The sequence below is a fragment of the Microbacterium sp. 2MCAF23 genome, from assembly GCF_052115565.1.
GTDB lineage: Bacteria > Actinomycetota > Actinomycetes > Actinomycetales > Microbacteriaceae > Microbacterium.
In genome coordinates this window covers 287790-304810 of record NZ_JBFRGY010000001.1, presented here as the reverse complement: position 1 = coordinate 304810, position 17021 = coordinate 287790, and the positions used below count along the sequence as shown (strand labels likewise).

The window sequence follows — 17021 nt, the reverse complement described above, 5'->3', positions numbered from 1 at the left end:
GCGCCGGGCTTGGAGATCCGCGTCAGATCCCCCGTCGTTGCGCCGAGGGCGGATCCGCCCCCTAATGTCCGCGGCAGCCGCGAAGATGGACGGATGAGCGATGTGCTCGACCGCTTCACCCCCGCGACCCAGGACTGGTTCCGCGGGGCGTTCAGCGCACCCACCGCGGCGCAGACGGGCGCGTGGGAGGCGATCTCCGGCGGCAAGCACGCGCTCGTCGTCGCCCCGACCGGGTCGGGAAAGACGCTGTCGGCGTTCCTCTGGGCGATCGACCGGGTGTTCCGCGAGCGCGCCGCGGAGGCAGGATCCGCGCCTGCGGCGCCGGCGCCCGCCAGCGCGAAAGGTCGCAAGAAGAACGACGCCGAGCGACCAGGACGCACCCGGATCCTCTACATCTCGCCGCTCAAGGCCCTCGGCGTCGACGTGGAGCGCAACTTGCGCTCGCCCCTCATCGGCATCGGTCAGTCGGCCCGACGGCTCGGGATCCCCGCGCCCGCGGTGACGGTGGGCGTGCGCTCGGGCGACACCACCTCGTCCGACCGGCGCCGGCTCGTCGTGGATCCGCCGGACATCCTGATCACCACTCCCGAGTCGCTGTACCTCATGCTCACGAGCCGCGCCGGCGACACCCTGGGCGACGTGCACACGGTCATCATCGACGAGGTGCACGCCGTGGCGGCGACCAAGCGCGGTGCCCATCTCGCGGTCAGCCTGGAGCGGCTCGACCAGCTGCGACGGGCGGCGGGAGCGGAGACGCCCGTGCAGCGGATCGGCCTGTCTGCGACGGTGCGCCCGATCGACGAGGTGGCGCGCTTCCTCGGCGGCGCGCAGCCGGTCCAGATCGTGGCACCGCCCGCGTCGAAGACGTTCGACCTGCAGGTCGTCGTGCCGATCGAGGACATGCTCAACCCGCCGCCGCCTCCGGGCACGGAGGAGACGCCGCGGCCGTTCGGGGCGGATCGGATCGACCAGGCGGTCGGCGGCGCGGACGCGTTCGGCGAGAACACCGAGATGACCGGATCCGTCTGGCCGCACGTCGAGGAGGCGATCGTCGACCGGATCCTGCAGAACCGCTCGACGATCGTGTTCGCCAACTCACGGCGCCTCGCCGAACGACTCACGGGGCGGCTGAACGAGATCTACAGCGAGCGCATCGGACTCGATCTGCCGGCGGCGATGGTGCCGGCCGCGATGATGGCCCAGGCAGGGTCCACAGCCGGTGCGGATCCGGTGCTCGCCAAGGCGCACCACGGCTCGGTCTCCAAGGAGCAGCGGGCGATCGTCGAGGAGGAGCTGAAGTCGGGCGTGCTGCGCTGCGTCGTTGCGACGAGCAGTCTCGAGCTCGGCATCGACATGGGCGCGGTGGACCTCGTGATCCAGGTGGAGGCGCCGCCCTCGGCAGCCTCCGGACTGCAGCGCGTGGGCCGCGCCGGGCACCAGGTCGGCGAGATCAGCCGCGCGTCGCTGTTCCCCAAGCACCGCGGCGATGTGCTGCACACCGCGATCGTCACCGAGCGCATGCTCGCCGGGCAGATCGAGTCGATCAGCGTGCCCCGGAACCCGCTGGACATCCTGGCGCAGCAGACCGTCGCCGCCTGCGCGCTGGAACCGCTCGACGTCGAGCAGTGGTTCGACACGGTGCGCGGCAGCGCGCCCTTCGCCGCCCTCCCCCGCTCGGCGTACGAGGCGACCCTCGACCTGCTAGCCGGGCGCTTCCCCTCCGACGAGTTCGCCGAGCTGCGCCCGCGCCTCGTCTGGGACCGCGAGGCCGGCACGCTCACCGGACGCCCCGGCGCGCAGCGGATCGCGGTCACGAGCGGCGGAACGATCCCCGATCGCGGCCTGTTCGGCGTCTTCGTGGCCGGCGAGACCACGGGCGCCCGCGTCGGCGAGCTCGACGAGGAGATGGTCTACGAGTCGCGCGTCGGCGACGTGTTCACCCTTGGCACCACGAGCTGGCGGATCGCCGAGATCACGCACGACCGGGTGAACGTGATCCCCGCGTACGGGCAGCCCGGCAAGGTGCCGTTCTGGCACGGCGACGGCCTCGGCCGACCGTTCGAACTCGGTGAGGCGCTCGGCGTCTTCAACCGCGAGGTGCACGGCGCAACACCCGCGAAGGCCCGGGAGCGTCTCGCGGCCGCGGGGCTGGACGAGCTGGCGCAGGCGAACCTCCTCGCGCATCTGAACGAGCAGAAGGAGTCGACGGGCACGCTGCCCACCGACCGCACCCTGACGGTCGAGCGCAGCCGCGACGAGATCGGCGACTGGCGCGTGATCCTGCACTCCCCCTACGGGCAGATGGTGCACGCCCCGTGGGCCCTCGCCGTGAACGCGCGCATCCGGGAGCGCCTCGGCGTGGAGGGCTCGGCGGTCGCGAGCGACGACGGCATCATCGTGCGCGTGCCCGACGCCGACGCGGAGCCGCCCGGCGCCGAGCTGTTCGTGTTCGAGCCCGAGGAGCTCGAGCGGATCGTGACCGACGAGGTGGGCGGATCCGCACTCTTCGCCTCGCGCTTCCGGGAGTGCGCGGCGCGCGCGCTGCTGATGCCGCGGATGAACCCCAACCGGCGCACGCCGCTGTGGCAGCAGCGGCAGCGCTCGGCGCAGCTGCTCGAGGTCGCCCGCAAGCATCCGACGTTCCCGATCATCCTGGAGACGCTGCGCGAGGTGCTGCAGGACGTCTACGATCTGCCCTCGCTGAGACGGCTCGCGACCGGCATCGCGGAGCGGCGCATCCGGCTCGTCGAGGTGCAGACCGCGCAGCCCTCGCCCTTCGCCCGCGACCTGCTATTCGGCTACGTCGGCGCGTTCATGTACGAGGGCGACTCCCCGCTCGCCGAGCGCCGGGCCGCGGCGCTGTCCGTGGATCCGGCCCTCCTGGGCGAGCTGCTCGGCACGGTCGAGCTGCGCGAGCTGCTGGATCCGGACGTCATCGTCCAGTTCGAGCGCGAGGCGCAGCGGCTGGATCCGGCCAGGCGGGCACGGGGCGTCGAGGGCGTCGCGGATCTGCTGCGACTCCTCGGGCCGCTGGACGCGACCGAGATCGCGGAGCGGCTGGAGCCCACGGAAGCGTCGGATCCCTCCGGGTCGTTGAGCGAGGACGGCGAAGCCGACCGAGACGAAACGCTGCCTCTGTCGGATCACCGCGTTTCGTCTCGCTTCGCTCGCTCAACGACCGATCAGGCCGCCGCCCACCTCACCGCTCTCATCGACGCCCGCCGCGCCATCGAGGTCACGATCGGCGGCGTGCGCCGGGTCGCCGCGATCGAGGATGCGGGACGCCTGCGCGACGCCCTCGGGGTTCCCCTGCCCGTCGGGATCCCTGTCGCATTCCTGGAGCCCGTCGCGGACCCGCTCGGTGACCTCGTGGCCCGGCACGCGCGCACGCACGGACCGTTCCTCGGATCCGTCGTCGCCACCCGCTTCGGACTCGGCACCGCGATCGTGCGGCAGACGCTGCAGCGGCTCGAGGCCGACGGGCGGGTCACGAGCGGATACTTCCTGCCGGCCCCTTCGAGCGACTCCGAGGCGGGGGCCCGTGCATCGGCGACGTCTGCGGGCCCGGATGAGACCGAGTGGTGCGACACCGAGGTGCTGCGCCGTCTGCGGATGCGCTCGCTCGCGGCGATCCGCGGCAGCGTCGAGCCCGTGCCGCCCGCAGCGTTCGCGCGGTTCCTCCCGGAGTGGCAGCATCTGTCGCTGCCCCTCGAGGGCATCGACGGCGTCGCGACCGTGATCGAGCAGCTCGCGGGCGTGCCGATCCCAGCGAGCGCATGGGAGTCGCTCGTGCTGTCCCAGCGCGTGCGCGACTACAACCCGGCCATGCTCGACGAGCTGACCAGTTCGGGAGAGGTCGTCTGGGCCGGGCATGGAGCCCTCCCCGGCCGGGACGGCTGGGTCTCGCTGCACCCCGTCGACCTCGCACCGTTCACGGTGCCGATCGCCGAGGAGGCGCCGGAGGAGGGCTCGCTCGAAGCCCAGCTGCTCGCCGCGCTCGCCTCGGGCGGCGCGTACTTCGCCGCACAGCTGCGCGAGGCCACGGGCGCCGAGAACGAGGCCTCCGTGGTGGAGGCCCTCTGGAACTTGGCGTGGTCGGGCCACGTCACGAACGACACCTTCGCCCCGATCCGGTCGTTGCTGAGCGGCGGCAACCAGGCGCACAAGGTGGCGCGCCGCGCCCCGCGCACGCGCACGTTCCGTGGCATGTCGCTCGCCCGCCCCGCCTCCACGCCGCGACCTCTGAACGTCGGAGGGCGCTGGTCGCTGCTTCCGGAGGCGGAGACGGATCCGGCCCGGCGCGCCACGGTCTCGGCGGGCCTGCTGCTGGACCGCTACGGCGTGGTCACACGTGGATCCGTGCAATCGGAGGGGCTGCCGGGCGGGTTCGCGCAGGCGTACCGCGTGCTGGCGGGGTTCGAGGAGGCAGGGCACTGCCGGCGCGGCTACGTGATCGAGAAGCTCGGCGCCGCCCAGTTCGCCGCCTCCGCCGCGATCGACCGGCTCCGCACCTTCGCCGGGCTCGCCGATCCGCCGCCGCGCACGGCGCGTACCCTCGCCGCGACCGATCCGGCCAACCCCTACGGCGCCGCTCTCGGCTGGCCCCGCAGGGACGACGTCTCGCACCGGCCCGGCCGCAAGGCGGGCGCTCTCGTGGTCCTCGTCGACGGAGCACTCGCCCTCTATCTCGAACGCGGCGGAAAGACCGTGCTCGCCTTCACCGACGACGAGGACGAGCTGCGCGCCGCGGCGGCCGACCTCGCTGCGACCGCGAAGGCACGCCGGCTCGAGACGCTGACCATCGAGAAGGTGAACGGCGAGGGCATGTACGGCACCGCCGCGGGAACTCTGCTCGGACGGCTGCTGCAGGAGGCAGGATTCGTCGCGACTCCACGTGGCTACACCCTGCGGAAGACGTTGTGAGCCGACCCGGATCCGCTGCGGGTCGGCGGGACGCCTACTCTGGTGGCATGATCCGTGAGTTCGCCGCTGGATTCGGCACCCTGATACGGGGATTCGGTCTGTGGCGCACGCACCCGCGGCTGCTCGCGCTCGGGCTCGTCCCTGCCCTGATCAGCTTCGCGGTCCTGGTCGCCGTGCTCATCCCGTTCGGCTTCTCGCTGGGCTCCATCACCGCCTGGATGACGCCGTTCGCCGACGGATGGATCGCAGGATGGCGCGAGGCGCTGCGCATCGCGATCGGCATCGTGCTGTTCGTCGCCGCCGCGGTGCTGTCGGGCCTCGTCTTCACTGCTCTGACGCTGACGATCGGCGACCCGTTCTACCAGCGCATCTGGCGAGGGGTGGAACAGTCGCTGGGCGGCGCGGCGCCTGTGGGCGAAACCGGGTTCTGGACCACGGTCGGCGAAGGCCTGCGGCTGATCGTGCTGGGGATTCTCGTCGCCCTGCTCACCCTCGTCCTGGGCTTCATCCCGCTCGTGGGCGGAGCGATCGCAACCGTCGTCGGCGTTCTGCTGTCGGGGCGGCTGCTCGCACGGGAGCTGACCGGGCGCGCGTTCGACGCCCGTGGCCTCAGCCACGACGAACGGCAGCGGCTCCTCGCCTCCGGAAGGGGGCGCGTTCTCGGCTTCGGCGTCGCCACGCAGCTCTGCTACCTGGTGCCGCTCGGAGCGGTCATCACCATGCCGGCCGCTGTCGCGGGATCCACCATGCTCGCCAGGACCCTGACCGACCGCGCCGCGAGCGGTGCGGAGATCTCCGCGCATGCCGACGAGGTCCGGCCCGCGGGTGCCAGCGGAGGGACATCCGCGCATGCCTGAGGGCGACACCGTCTACCGGGTGGCGCAGCGCCTCGACGCCGCGCTGCGGGGCGGCGTCGTCACCCGCTTCGACCTGCGCGTGCCCGAGCTGGCGACCGCCGACCTCACCGGATCCGTCGTGCACGCCGTGGTGCCGCGCGGCAAGCACATCCTCATGCGGATCGGCGACTCCACACTCCGTTCGCACCTGCGCATGGATGGCGCTTGGCATCTGTACCGCCCCGGCGAGCGCTGGCGAGCGCCCGGCTACACCGCCCGCGCGATCGTGAGCACGGCGGAGGCGGAGGCGGTCGGCTTCGACGTCTCGATGCTGGCGCTCGTCCCCACCGCGCAGGAGGACACGCTCGTGGCGCACCTCGGACCGGATCCGCTCTCTGCCGACTGGGACCTGGACGAGGCCGCACGACGCCTCGGCGCGGACCGGCGGCCGATCCACGTCGCCCTCCTCGACCAGCGCAACGTGGCCGGGTTCGGCAACGAGTACGCCGCCGAGCTGCTGTTCCTGCGCGGGGTGCGCCCCACGACGCCCGCGAACGAGGTCGACGTCACCCCGCTGCTGGAGCTGGGGGCGCGCACGATCCGCGCCAACAGGGACCGGCTCGACCGCACCTTCACCGGCGTCGCCCAGCGCGGGCGCACGACCTGGGTGTACGGGCGGGCGCACCGCACCTGCCGACGCTGCGGCGCGCTCATCGAGAGCGGCGAGCTCGGCGCGGATCCCACCGAGGAGCGCCGCACCTTCTGGTGCCCCCGCTGCCAGCGCTGAGCAGGACGCCGTCGCCGTCGCCGGCAGGGCACTCGTGGCCCGCGAGGTCCCCTCCGCTCGCTTGTCGCAGGTTGCGGTCATCGCCACAGCAGAACCGCAATCTGCACCACTGAGCAGGCCGGCGGCGGCCGGAACGCGAAGACGCGCACCCCTCTGGGAGATGCGCGTCTTGTGCCTGCGACGGTGCCGTCGGTTCTCACCACGGCCAGGCCGCGGTGTTCAGGCCGCGAGCCACAGGCCCTTGCGGTCGGTGTCCAGCGTCATGCCGGCGGCGACCGTCTCGTCGTCGCCGATCTTCGCGCCGCGCGCGATGTGCGCGCCGGCCCCGACCTCGGTGCGCACCCCGATGGTGGCGCCGTCGCCGATCACCGACCCCTGCCCGATGTGGGCATGGGCCTCGATCCGGGCGTTCACGCCCACGATCGCCTCGGGCTCGATCCAGGCGCCGCGCGCGACATGCGCTCCGGCACCGACCTTCGCACCCGGTTCGACATAGGCGCCGGCCTCCACGACCGCCTGCGGGTGCACCTTGGCACCGTGCGCGATCAGACCACGGCCGTTGGCGTGCTTGCGATAGCGCAAGGTGCCGCCGCGGCCGTCCTCGATGTCGACGTAGTTCTTACCCACGAAAACCTCCCGTGCCCGGGACTTTCCCCGGATACATCTGCAACCGCGAACGAGGCGGATCTATTCCCGCGCACGCACTTCGCGCGTGTCGCTGCGGGACTGTGGTCGCGATCCCGCCGAGATCGTCGCGCACCCGCCGGTACGCTGAACGCATGAGCAAGCGAGGCGCATCCGGCGGACGCAAGCCCGCGGTGCGCTCCGCCAAGGGCGGCGCCCGCAGTACGGCCGCAGGTCCGGCCGGTAAGGGCAAGAGCGCGGGCAAAGGATCCGGCAAGTCCGCGTCTCGCGGCAAGAAGGCGGAGAAGGTCGTCTTCGACGCTCCGGCCCCGATCGCGGAGGAGCCCCGCACGCTGCGCCTCGGCGCGGTCCCCGGTGCCACCCCGGGACGCTGGATCGACACCTGGCACGAGCGGATGCCGCTCGTGACCCTCGAGCTCGTGCCGGTCGCGTTCGACGCGCAGCGCTCAGCGCTGACCGACGGCGTCGTCGACCTCGCGCTCGTGCGCGCCCCGTTCGACAAGGACGGCATGCACGCGATCCCCCTCTACGAGGAGCTCCCCGTGGTCATCGCCTCGGCCGAGTCGCATCTCCTCGCCGCCGAAGAGCTCTCCCCCGCAGAGCTGGAGGGCGAGACGCTGCTCGCCACACGTGAAGACGTGCTGGGCGACCTCGACTTGCCGACTGTCCCGTCGCGGATCCCCCCGCTGGACACCGTGGCGGACGCCGTCGAGACCGTCGCCTCGGGCGTCGGGATCCTGGTCGCGCCGATGTCGCTCGCGCGCCTGCATCACCGCAAGGACGTCGAATACCGGATCCTGCGGGACGCTCCCGTCTCCCAGGTGCTGCTGGCCTGGCCGTCCGACGCCACCACGCCCGACATCGAGGCGTTCGTGGGGGTTGTGCGCGGCCGCCGCGCCAACTCGTCCCGCTGACTCAGCGGCCAGTCCTAGGGCCGTCGAGCGACACTTCGACTCGCTGCGCTCGCTCAGTGCGGGTCTCCGCGAGACGAAACGCGGCGCCCTCGAAAGAGCACCGCGTTTCGTCTCGGTCGGCTTCGCCGTCCTCGCTCAACGACCGTTGCGGTCAGGCCGCCTGCGCCAGCTCCGCGGTCGCGGTGACCTGCAGCACGTCGCCCGTCGCGTCCACGACCACACGGCCGCCGTCACCCAGCTCGCCCGAGACGAACAGGTCCGCGATGCGGTCGTCCACCTCGCGCTGGATCAGGCGGCGCAGCGGCCGCGCACCGTACTCGGGCTCGTAGCCGTGCTCGCCGAGCCAGGCCACGGCCGCGTCGGTGACGTCCAGCGTCACGTCGCGGCCGGCAAGGCGGCGAGACGTCGCCTGCAGCAGGAGCCGCACGATGCGACCCAGCTCCTCCCGGCTGAGCTTCTGGAACAGCACGATCTCGTCGATGCGGTTCAGGAACTCCGGCCGCATGGCCTCGCGGAGCTTGCCCATCACCCGGGCGCGCAGATCCTCCTGCGAGGCGAATCCGTTCGCGGATCCGTCCTGCGAGGCCACGAACCCGAGCGCACCGGAGCGCGACGCGAGGAACTCGGATCCGATGTTCGAGGTCATCACGATCACCGTGTTGCGGAAGTCGATCGTGCGCCCCTGGCCGTCGGTCAGGCGACCGTCATCGAGCACCTGCAGCAGCAGGTTGAACACGTCGGGGTGCGCCTTCTCGATCTCGTCGAACAGCACGATCGCGTAGGGGTTGCGCCGCACGCGCTCGGTGAGCTGCCCCGCCTCGTCGTAGCCGACGTATCCCGGAGGGGCGCCGACGAGCCGCGACACCGTGTGCCGCTCGCCGAACTCGCTCATATCGAAGCGGATCACGGCGGTCTCGTCGTCGAACAGACGGTCGGCGAGCGCCTTGGCCAGCTCGGTCTTGCCGACACCGGTGGGGCCGAGGAACAGGAAGGATCCGACCGGCCGACGCGCGTCGCCCATGCCGGTACGGCTGCGGCGCACGGCCCGTGCCACGGCGGCGACCGCGTCGTCCTGCCCGATCACGCGGGCGTGCAGGTCGGCCTCGAGGTCCGCCAGACGCTCCCGCTCGCTCTCGGAGACCCGGCTGACCGGGATCCCTGTGGCGCGCGCGATCACTGCGGCGATCTCGGCCTCGCCGACGACAGCGGGCTCGGCGTCGACAAGGCGCGCGGTGCTGCCGGCGTCGTCGATCCGCGCCTGGACCGCGGCGATCTCGTCGCGGATCCGCGAGGCCTCCTCGTAGTGCTCGGCGCCGACCGCGGCGTTCTTGCGCGCTTCGAGGTCGGCCAGCTCGGCGAACAGCGCCGCCACATCGGTCACGACGCCCAGGCGGAGGCGCAAACGGGCGCCCGCCTGGTCGATGAGGTCGATCGCCTTGTCCGGCAGTACCCGGTCGGGCAGGTACCGCGCGCTCAGCTCGACGGCGGCACGGATCGCGTCGTCGGTGTAGGTGACGGCGTGATGCTGCTCGTAGGCGGGCTTGAGGCCTTCCAGGATCCGCACGGCGTCCTCGATCGAGGGCTCGGCGACCTTCACCGGCTGGAACCGGCGTTCGAGGGCCGGATCCTTCTCGATCCGGCGGTACTCGGCGAGCGTGGTCGCGCCGACCAGGTGCAGGTCCCCCCGCGCGAGGCGCGGCTTCAGGATGTTGCCGGCGTCCATGCCGCCGCCTTCTCCGGATCCGCCCGCACCGACGACGGTGTGCACCTCGTCGATGAAGACGATGATCTCGCCCTTGTGCGCGGCGATCTCGTCCATGGTCTGGGTGAGACGCTCCTCGAAGTCGCCGCGGTAGCGGGTGCCGGCGAGCATCGCGGGCAGGTCGAGCGCCACGACGCGACGGTCCTTGAGCTGCGCGGGCACGGCGCCGTCGACGATCGCGCGGGCAAGGCCCTCGACGATCGCGGTCTTGCCGACGCCCGCCTCGCCGATCAGCACCGGGTTGTTCTTGGTGCGCCGGCTGAGGATCTCGATCGTCTGCTCGATCTCCGAGGCCCGGCCGATCACCGGATCGAGCTCGCCGGAGCGGGCACGGGCGGTGAGGTCGAGCCCGAACCGGTCGAGCATCGGGGTCTCGGACGCCGACTGGGTGTTCTCGGCCTCTGGCGCGGCGCCCGCGGTCACGGGCTCGCGCAGGCTCTGGGTGAGCGCTTCGGCGGTGACGCCGGCACGCGCGAGGATCTGGCCCGCGGGGGCGTCCTGTCCGAGCACGAGCGCGAAGAAGACGTGCTCCGGCTCGATGTAGGTCGCACCCGATGAGCGCGCCACCTGGTAGGCGTGGAACAGCGCGCGGCTGGCGCTCGGGGTGATCGTCGCGGCGTCGATGTCAGAGGCGTCGCCAGGGGCGGGCAGGCGGGTGTCGACGTCGTCGACGATGGCCTGCGGGGTCACCCCGATGTTGCGGATCGCCTGGTCGACGGCGTCGTCCTCGACGATGGTGCGCAGGACGTGCAGGGCGTCGAGCTCGGTCTGGCCGCGCTCGAGCGCGAAGCGGCCGGCGCGCTGCAGGATGCGCTGGGTGCGCACGGTCAGGAACCGGCTGAGGTCGATGGACCGGGTCTGCCGGGCCTGCTCACCGGCCAGGTAGCGGGCGAGGAACTCGTCGAACGAGCCCGAACCCGCGTCGGTGAAATCGTTGGGCATTTCGCTTCCTCTCAAACTTGAGCGTTGTGCTGTCAAGTTCAACGCGACTCCTTCCTTCATATTCCCGTCCGTTGCATCCGGACCTCGACGGCCTCCGCCGCTCGCCTAGAATCCAGGGATGGCCTCGCTCCTGTATGTCGGCGTGCGCCCTGAGCTGGATGCGGCGACGGCGGAGCGCGCGTCGTTCCGTGTCGCCCTCGGCGTCGATGCTGACGCACTGGACCGCATCGACCTCACCACCACCGCCCTGCCCGAGGACGTCTTCGACCGCTACGCCGGCTTCGTGATCGGCGGCTCTCCGTTCAACGTCACCGACGTTCGCAAGTCCGAGACCCAGCGGCGGGTCGAATCGGACCTGGAGCGCATCGCGGAGCGCGCGATCGACGGCGCCACCACCGCGTTCTTCACCTGCTTCGGAATCGGCGTGATCACGCGCCTCCTCGGCGGAGAAGTCGGCATGGACAACCCCGAGGAGGCGACCGCGGCCGAGATCCGCACCACGGCCGACGCCGTCGCGGATCCGCTGTTCGGTCCTGCCGGGCCTGTGTTCCACGCCTTCACCGCGCACAAGGAGAGCGCTGTCGCCGTGCCATCGGGCGCGGTGCTGCTCGCCGGCAACGACACCTGCCCCGTGCAGGCGTACCGCGTGGGTGCGGACCTGTACGCCACGCAGTTCCATCCCGAGCCGTCGCCGCGCGACTTCGCCGATCGGATGGTCTTCTACCGCACCACCGGCTACTTCGATCCGGACGCCTTCCACACCGTGCAGGAGGCCGTGCTCGAATCCGTCGTCACCGAGCCGGCGCGGATCCTGCACCGCTTCGGCGAGCGCGCACTGGCCCGCTGACGCCGCCGCCACTTTCTGACCTCTGACCGCGAGACTGCAACTGGGCGACGAGACTGCACCAAATCAGCGCAGTCTCGTCGCGGAGATGGAGTCTCGCGGTCTAAAGGGAGGCGGAACGGAGGAGGGCGATGCGGTCGTCGAGGTAGGCGGAGAGCGGCATGAGGGAACCGGCCGCGGACCACCGCACCGACGGCACGCCGTCCACCAGCGCGAGCGGGCCGGAGGATCCCCCGGCCGCCACGGCGTCCAGGTCGATCGGCGTCCAGCCCACGTGCACGGTCTCGCCGTCGTCGAAGCCACCGCGGGAGGCCTCCGCCCGGCGCTCCGCCCTGGCTCGTGCCGACTCGGCCGCATAGCCCCGACGCACCGGGGCTGCGGCGCGCAGCACCTCGGCCGTGGCGTACACGGCATCACCGGCGATGAGCAGCACGCCGACGTGCCAGGCGGATCCGACCCGCACGATGCGCGGCGCCCGCCACCGCCCGGTCTTCTCGCGCCCGAGCGCCTCCTGCGGCACGCCGGAGAGAGCGGTGCGCGCGTCATCCAGGAGCGCGCCGAGCGGGGCGTCCGGTTCGGAGGAGATCACGCGCTCAAGGCTATGCCCGTGCGGCGACCACCGTCCCGCGTCGCACACCTCCGCGCATGTGATCGATATCATGCACGTGTGCCGGGACGACCGCCCGCGCCCACCCACGATCGGACCCCATGACGACCGCAGCGACGCCGGATCCCCGCCGCATCCCGGGAATGGCCGACGTCGCGCGCCTGGCCGGGGTCTCGGCGCAGACCGTGTCCCGCACGCTGAGCGGCAACCCGAGCGTGCAGCCCGAGACCAGGGCGAAGGTGCTCGCGGCGGTCGAGCAGCTCGGCTACCGCCGCAACAACGCCGCCCGCGCACTGTCGTCCGGGCGGAGCAGGGCGATCGGCGTCGTATCGCTGCGCACGGGCTTCTACTCGCGCACAGCGGTGGCGGTCGGCATCGAGACCACCGCGTCCGAGGCCGGCTACATCGTGAACTCCGTCACGACGCCCTCCCTCGATGCGGGCGAGATCGAGCGCGCCATGTCGCGTCTCGCCGACCAGGGCGTCGAGGGCATCGTGCTCGCGGTGCCGCTGATCTCGACCACGCGCGCGATCGACGAGCTGACGCGCACGCTGCCGACGATCACGATCGACGGTTCGCGCACGGCGTCGACCCAGGTGGTGGCCGTCGACCAGCGCGAGGTGGGACGGATCGCGACCCGCCACCTGCTGGATCTCGGCCACGAGACCGTCTGGCACGTCGCGGGTCCGCAGCAGTGGCTGGATGCCTCGAGCCGCACCCAGGGCTGGCGTGAGGCGCTCGCCGATGCCGGCCGGGAGGCACCGCCCGAGATCGACGGGGACTGGTCCCCGGAGTCGGGCCATCGCGCGGGCCGGATCCTCGCACGCATCCCCGAGGCCACCGCGGTGTTCGTGTCGAGCGACGAAATGGCGTTCGGCCTCGCCCGCGCCTTCGCCGAGCTGGGCCGGTCGATCCCTGACGACGTGTCGATCGTGGGTGTCGACGACATCCCGCTCGCCGAGTTCTGCTCCCCCGCGCTCACCACGGTCGCGCAGCCGTTCGGCGAGGTCGGCCGCATCGCCGTGGAGCACCTGCTGCACGCGATCTCGCACCCGGGCGCGGTACCGCCGGTGGAGTCGATCACGCCTCGCCTCGTCGTGCGCAGCTCGACCCAGGCTCCTCGTCACTGACCGCGCACCGCGGCCGCGTCCGCACCCTGCGCGCAGCCGACACGGCGCACGCGGTGATGTTTGCGCTATCTCGTTACGACCAAGCTGCGGCGCAATTCTCGGAATATCCTTGATGTTAGCGATAACTTGCAGGTACCGTGGCCGATGTTCTCCCCGCCTCGACGACGCAGCAAGGAAGACCGATGCCCCCACAGATCCTGTCCCTCCCCCGCACCTCGCGAGGCCTCCTCGCCGGTGCGGCCGCACTCGCGATCGCCGCGACGACGCTGAGCCTCGGCGCCGTCTCCTCGGCGCACGCCGACACCGCACCTCCTGCCGGCGCCGCGATCCCCGATGTGGGCTACACCCTGCTCGACGTCGATTCCGAATCCGCGCCCTACCCCGCGCCGCCCTCTCTCGACGGCACCGCGAAGGGCGCGTTCGACGGCGACTACTCGACCCAGTGGGCGTCGAACTACAACGGCGGCACACCGGATCCGATGCCGCACTACCTCACGTTCGACATCGGCGCGGAGCACCCCCTCACCGGCCTCGGGTACTCGGTCAAGGTGCAGGGCAACGGTCCGGCGAAGAACGTGCAGGTGCTCACCACGAACGACGCCGCGGTCGCGAAGGACGGGAAGAGCAGCGGATGGACGCTCGCCGGCGCGGCGACGTTCTCGCAGCCGACCAGCAATACGCAGATCCAGTACGTGGCGTTCGCCCAGCCGGTCTCCGCGCGCTACGTCGAGTTCCGGATCCTCGACGCCGTGAACGGCTCGAACAACGCCTCGGCCTCCGAGATCGTCGTCTACACGACCGACCCGATCGTCACGCCGACCCCAACCCCGACGCCGACTCCCACCCCCAAGCCCGCTGCCGCCACGGTCACCACCGACTCCGTCGACGACCGCACGTGGCAGTACCCCGACGACACCCCGGCCAGCCCGTTCATCGATGCCGACGGCACGTTCCACTTCGGCGAGTCGCACGCGAACTACTACAACGAGCCCGACGGCAGCAATGGCGACATCCGCCAGTGGAACTGGTACACCGGCACGAACTTCGACACGGCGAAGCCGGACGACGCGCTCAACGCCGCGGGCACCAACCCGGACACCACGGACTTCTGCAACGCCAGCCCGACCGGCGTGGAGTCGACCAAGGCGCCGGCCGGATCCAGCTACACGCAGCCGAACTACTGCGACATCACCCAGATGTGGGTCGACCCCGACTCGGGCGACTGGTACGGCCTCGTGCACAACGAGTTCACCCCCAAGCCCTTCGGCGACGGACTGCACTACGACGCGATCGACTACGCCGTCTCGACCGACCAGGGCAAGACCTGGACCATCCCCGGTCACGCGATCACCTCGCCGTACAGCACGACCCGTGGCGACACCGCCGCGTTCCCGCAGCAGACCTACTACTACGGCGACGGCGATCCCCGCCTCTACGTCGACCACGCCTCCGGATACTTCTACGCGTTCTACGGTTCCCGCGTCGTGAACAAGACCGGCGGCTGGGTGGCGTTCTACGAGCACGTCGCCCGCGCCCCGATCTCCGGGAAGATGGCCACCGGCACCTGGCAGAAGTGGTACGACGGCGCTTGGACGGAGCCCGGCATCTCCGGCAAGGAGAGCAACATGGTCCCCGTCGCCGACGACACCGAGACCGGCTACACCCCGGTCGACGAGGAGTACGACCCGAACACGCCCGGCACCGCGCAGCAGCAGATCAAGAAGGGGCAGATGCCCCCGACCTCGCCGCTGTTCGTGATGGACATCACCTACGACGCCTACCTCGGGCTGTACATCGGACAGCCACAGAACCCCGACCAGTCGGGCAACGCACCGCAGGAGTTCTACGCCACCAAGAATCTGGCGACGCAGAAGTGGTTCCGCCTCGGCGACACCGGATCCGCGTACACCACGGCCTCCTGGTACCGATGGTTCGTGGATCCTGCCAACAAGACGAGCTCGGCGATCGTGGGCAAGTCCTTCCGGTCGTACTGCTCGTTCGGGTGCATGGGCGATGCCTACGCGCAGCTCGCCAACGTCACGATCGACGCCGGCCCCTCCGTCTCGCCCGTGTCCGCGGTCGACACGACGAAGGCGTACACGATCGCCAACGCGGACGGGCGCAAGCTCTCCGCGTCCGGCAACGGAAAGAAGGTGACGACGGCCGGATCCGTGAACCGCAAGAACGGCGCCTGGACCTTCACGGCGACCGGCGACGGCGCATACACGATCGCGACGCAGGCAGGATCGCTCCTGGGCGTCGATGCCTCCTCGACCGCCGGTCGCGCATGGGGCGCCGAGCTGACGCTCACCGACAAGGCGGCGGCCGGCGTCGGGCAGCAGTGGTTCGTCGTGCCGAGCACCGATCCGACCAGCGGAGAGGCGACCAGATCCGTCCGGCTCGTGAACCGCTACTCGGGGCTCGTGCTGGGCATCGACACCTCCGCCGCGGCGACGACCCCGGGCCGCACCTGGGACAAGCCGGCGTCGCACGGAGCCTCGAGCGCCGGGCAGGCCGGCCTGTTCACCCGCCCCGGAGACCAGACGCTGAGCCTGGCCGAGTTCGGCGGCGGGAACTGATCAGCGAGGTGCTCTGACGAAGGATCCTCGACGGAGGGGGCCCGGGCCATGCGCTCGGGCCCCCTCTGCGTCTGCGGATCCGCCCCGGCACTCGGCACGCGAAGGGCGGGCACGATTCGCCTCGCGCCCCGGGGCGCGGCAGAATCGACGCACACCCGCTTGCAAGGAGACGACGCCATGGCGCAGCCCGATACCGCACGACTGCTCATCGCGTGCGACGACCAGCCCGGAATCGTCGCCGCCGTCGCCGGAGTGCTCGCCGCGCATGAGGCGAACATCATCTCCCTGGATCAGCACTCGACAGACGCGGCCGGCGGACGCTTCTTCCAGCGCACCGTGATCCACCGCGACGGGCTCGCCGCCGCACGCCCGGCGCTCGAGGCGGACCTGGCTGCGGTCGCCGAGCGCTTCGGCATGGAGTGGTCGCTGCACGACGCCTCCAAGCGCAAGCGCGTCGCGATCTTCGTGTCCAAGTACGACCACTGCCTCATGGAGCTGCTCTGGCGCACGCAGCGCGGCCAGCTCGACATCGACGTCACCATGGTCGTCTCCAACCATCCGGATCTGGCCGAATCGGTGCGCTCGTTCGGCGTGCCGTTCGTGCACATCCCTTCCGGTTCGGGCGCCGAGGGCAAGGCCGAGATGGAGCGGCGCCAGCTCGAGCTGCTGCAGGGCAACGTGGATCTGGTCGTGCTCGCGCGCTACATGCAGATCCTCACCGACGACTTCATCGGGAGCCTCGGCGCCCCGGTGATCAACATCCATCACTCGTTCCTGCCGGCGTTCATCGGGGCGAACCCCTACGCGCGCGCCAAGGATCGCGGTGTGAAGCTCATCGGCGCCACCGCGCACTACGCCACGGCCGACCTCGACGAGGGGCCGATCATCGAGCAGGACGTCACCCGCGTGACCCACGCCGATTCGGCCGCCGAGCTGCAGGCCCGCGGCGCCGATGTGGAGCGCCTGGTGCTCGCGCGCGCCGTGCAGTGGCACGCCGACGATCGTGTCATCGTGCACGGCCGCTCGACCGTCATCCTCTGAGGCCGGACGCC

Annotated in this window: 11 protein-coding genes; 8 read left to right on the top strand and 3 right to left on the bottom strand. The window is 71.4% G+C overall.

The annotated features are described in order from the left end of the window. Positions 1–93: 93 nt before the first annotated feature. From AB4078_RS01455 to AB4078_RS01445, 3 genes are read left to right on the top strand one after another with little or no spacing between them, the layout of a single operon-like run. Positions 94–4923 (top strand): Lhr family ATP-dependent helicase, encoded by a 4830-nt coding sequence (locus AB4078_RS01455; RefSeq protein ID WP_441975687.1) that lies wholly within the window; start codon positions 94–96, stop codon positions 4921–4923. A 47-nt stretch (positions 4924–4970) separates the two neighbouring features. Then, positions 4971–5780, top strand: a complete 810-nt coding sequence (locus tag AB4078_RS01450) for an EI24 domain-containing protein (RefSeq protein ID WP_441975686.1) — start codon at positions 4971–4973, stop codon at positions 5778–5780. After that, positions 5773–6546 (top strand): DNA-formamidopyrimidine glycosylase family protein, encoded by a 774-nt coding sequence (locus AB4078_RS01445; RefSeq protein WP_440734926.1) that lies wholly within the window; start codon positions 5773–5775, stop codon positions 6544–6546. Before AB4078_RS01450 ends, AB4078_RS01445 begins: the two co-directional genes overlap by 8 nt. Before the next feature lie 219 nt (positions 6547–6765). Here AB4078_RS01445 and AB4078_RS01440 read toward each other — a convergent pair whose 3' ends face one another. Then, positions 6766–7173 carry a transferase gene (locus AB4078_RS01440; RefSeq protein WP_440734925.1) on the bottom strand — a complete coding sequence of 136 codons (408 nt, stop codon included), beginning with the start codon at positions 7171–7173 and terminating at the stop codon, positions 6766–6768. A 152-nt stretch (positions 7174–7325) separates the two neighbouring features. On the opposite strand from AB4078_RS01440, the gene AB4078_RS01435 reads away from it, so the two are divergent. Then, positions 7326–8105 carry a LysR family substrate-binding domain-containing protein gene (locus tag AB4078_RS01435; protein ID WP_441975685.1) on the top strand — a complete coding sequence of 260 codons (780 nt, stop codon included), beginning with the start codon at positions 7326–7328 and terminating at the stop codon, positions 8103–8105. 151 nt (positions 8106–8256) lie between these two features. On the opposite strand, the gene AB4078_RS01430 is transcribed toward AB4078_RS01435, so the two are convergent. Next, positions 8257–10809, bottom strand: coding sequence for an ATP-dependent Clp protease ATP-binding subunit (locus tag AB4078_RS01430; protein ID WP_441975684.1), 2553 nt, complete (start codon positions 10807–10809; stop codon positions 8257–8259). Positions 10810–10927: 118 nt separating this feature from the next. Between AB4078_RS01430 and AB4078_RS01425 the strand changes: the two genes are divergently transcribed. After that, a complete protein-coding gene (locus AB4078_RS01425) occupies positions 10928–11656 on the top strand; it encodes a glutamine amidotransferase-related protein (RefSeq protein ID WP_441975683.1) in 729 nt (242 codons plus the stop codon). Between the two features lie 100 nt (positions 11657–11756). On the opposite strand, the gene AB4078_RS01420 is transcribed toward AB4078_RS01425, so the two are convergent. After that, positions 11757–12242: a glutaminase gene (locus AB4078_RS01420; RefSeq protein ID WP_441975682.1), complete on the bottom strand. Its 486-nt coding sequence runs from the start codon at positions 12240–12242 to the stop codon at positions 11757–11759. A gap of 119 nt (positions 12243–12361) precedes the next feature. On the opposite strand from AB4078_RS01420, the gene AB4078_RS01415 reads away from it, so the two are divergent. The 3 genes from AB4078_RS01415 to purU all read left to right on the top strand — a co-directional run bounded on the left by AB4078_RS01415 (position 12362) and on the right by purU (position 17010). After that, positions 12362–13390: a LacI family DNA-binding transcriptional regulator gene (locus tag AB4078_RS01415; RefSeq protein WP_440734920.1), complete on the top strand. Its 1029-nt coding sequence runs from the start codon at positions 12362–12364 to the stop codon at positions 13388–13390. Between the two features lie 182 nt (positions 13391–13572). Continuing rightward, positions 13573–15969 (top strand): discoidin domain-containing protein, encoded by a 2397-nt coding sequence (locus tag AB4078_RS01410; protein WP_441975681.1) that lies wholly within the window; start codon positions 13573–13575, stop codon positions 15967–15969. 177 nt (positions 15970–16146) lie between these two features. Beyond that, entirely contained in the window at positions 16147–17010 is an 864-nt protein-coding gene (purU, locus tag AB4078_RS01405; RefSeq protein ID WP_440734918.1) for a formyltetrahydrofolate deformylase, read from the top strand. Positions 17011–17021 lie beyond the last annotated feature (11 nt).

Coding starts and splice junctions, on each gene's coding strand:
- purU (WP_440734918.1), top strand. CDS start 16,147: ATGGCGCAGCCCGATACCGCACGACTGCTCATCGCGTGCGACGACCAG.
- AB4078_RS01450 (WP_441975686.1), top strand. CDS start 4,971: ATGATCCGTGAGTTCGCCGCTGGATTCGGCACCCTGATACGGGGATTC.
- AB4078_RS01425 (WP_441975683.1), top strand. CDS start 10,928: ATGGCCTCGCTCCTGTATGTCGGCGTGCGCCCTGAGCTGGATGCGGCG.
- AB4078_RS01430 (WP_441975684.1), bottom strand. CDS start 10,809: ATGCCCAACGATTTCACCGACGCGGGTTCGGGCTCGTTCGACGAGTTC.
- AB4078_RS01435 (WP_441975685.1), top strand. CDS start 7,326: ATGAGCAAGCGAGGCGCATCCGGCGGACGCAAGCCCGCGGTGCGCTCC.
- AB4078_RS01415 (WP_440734920.1), top strand. CDS start 12,362: ATGACGACCGCAGCGACGCCGGATCCCCGCCGCATCCCGGGAATGGCC.
- AB4078_RS01445 (WP_440734926.1), top strand. CDS start 5,773: ATGCCTGAGGGCGACACCGTCTACCGGGTGGCGCAGCGCCTCGACGCC.
- AB4078_RS01455 (WP_441975687.1), top strand. CDS start 94: ATGAGCGATGTGCTCGACCGCTTCACCCCCGCGACCCAGGACTGGTTC.
- AB4078_RS01410 (WP_441975681.1), top strand. CDS start 13,573: ATGCCCCCACAGATCCTGTCCCTCCCCCGCACCTCGCGAGGCCTCCTC.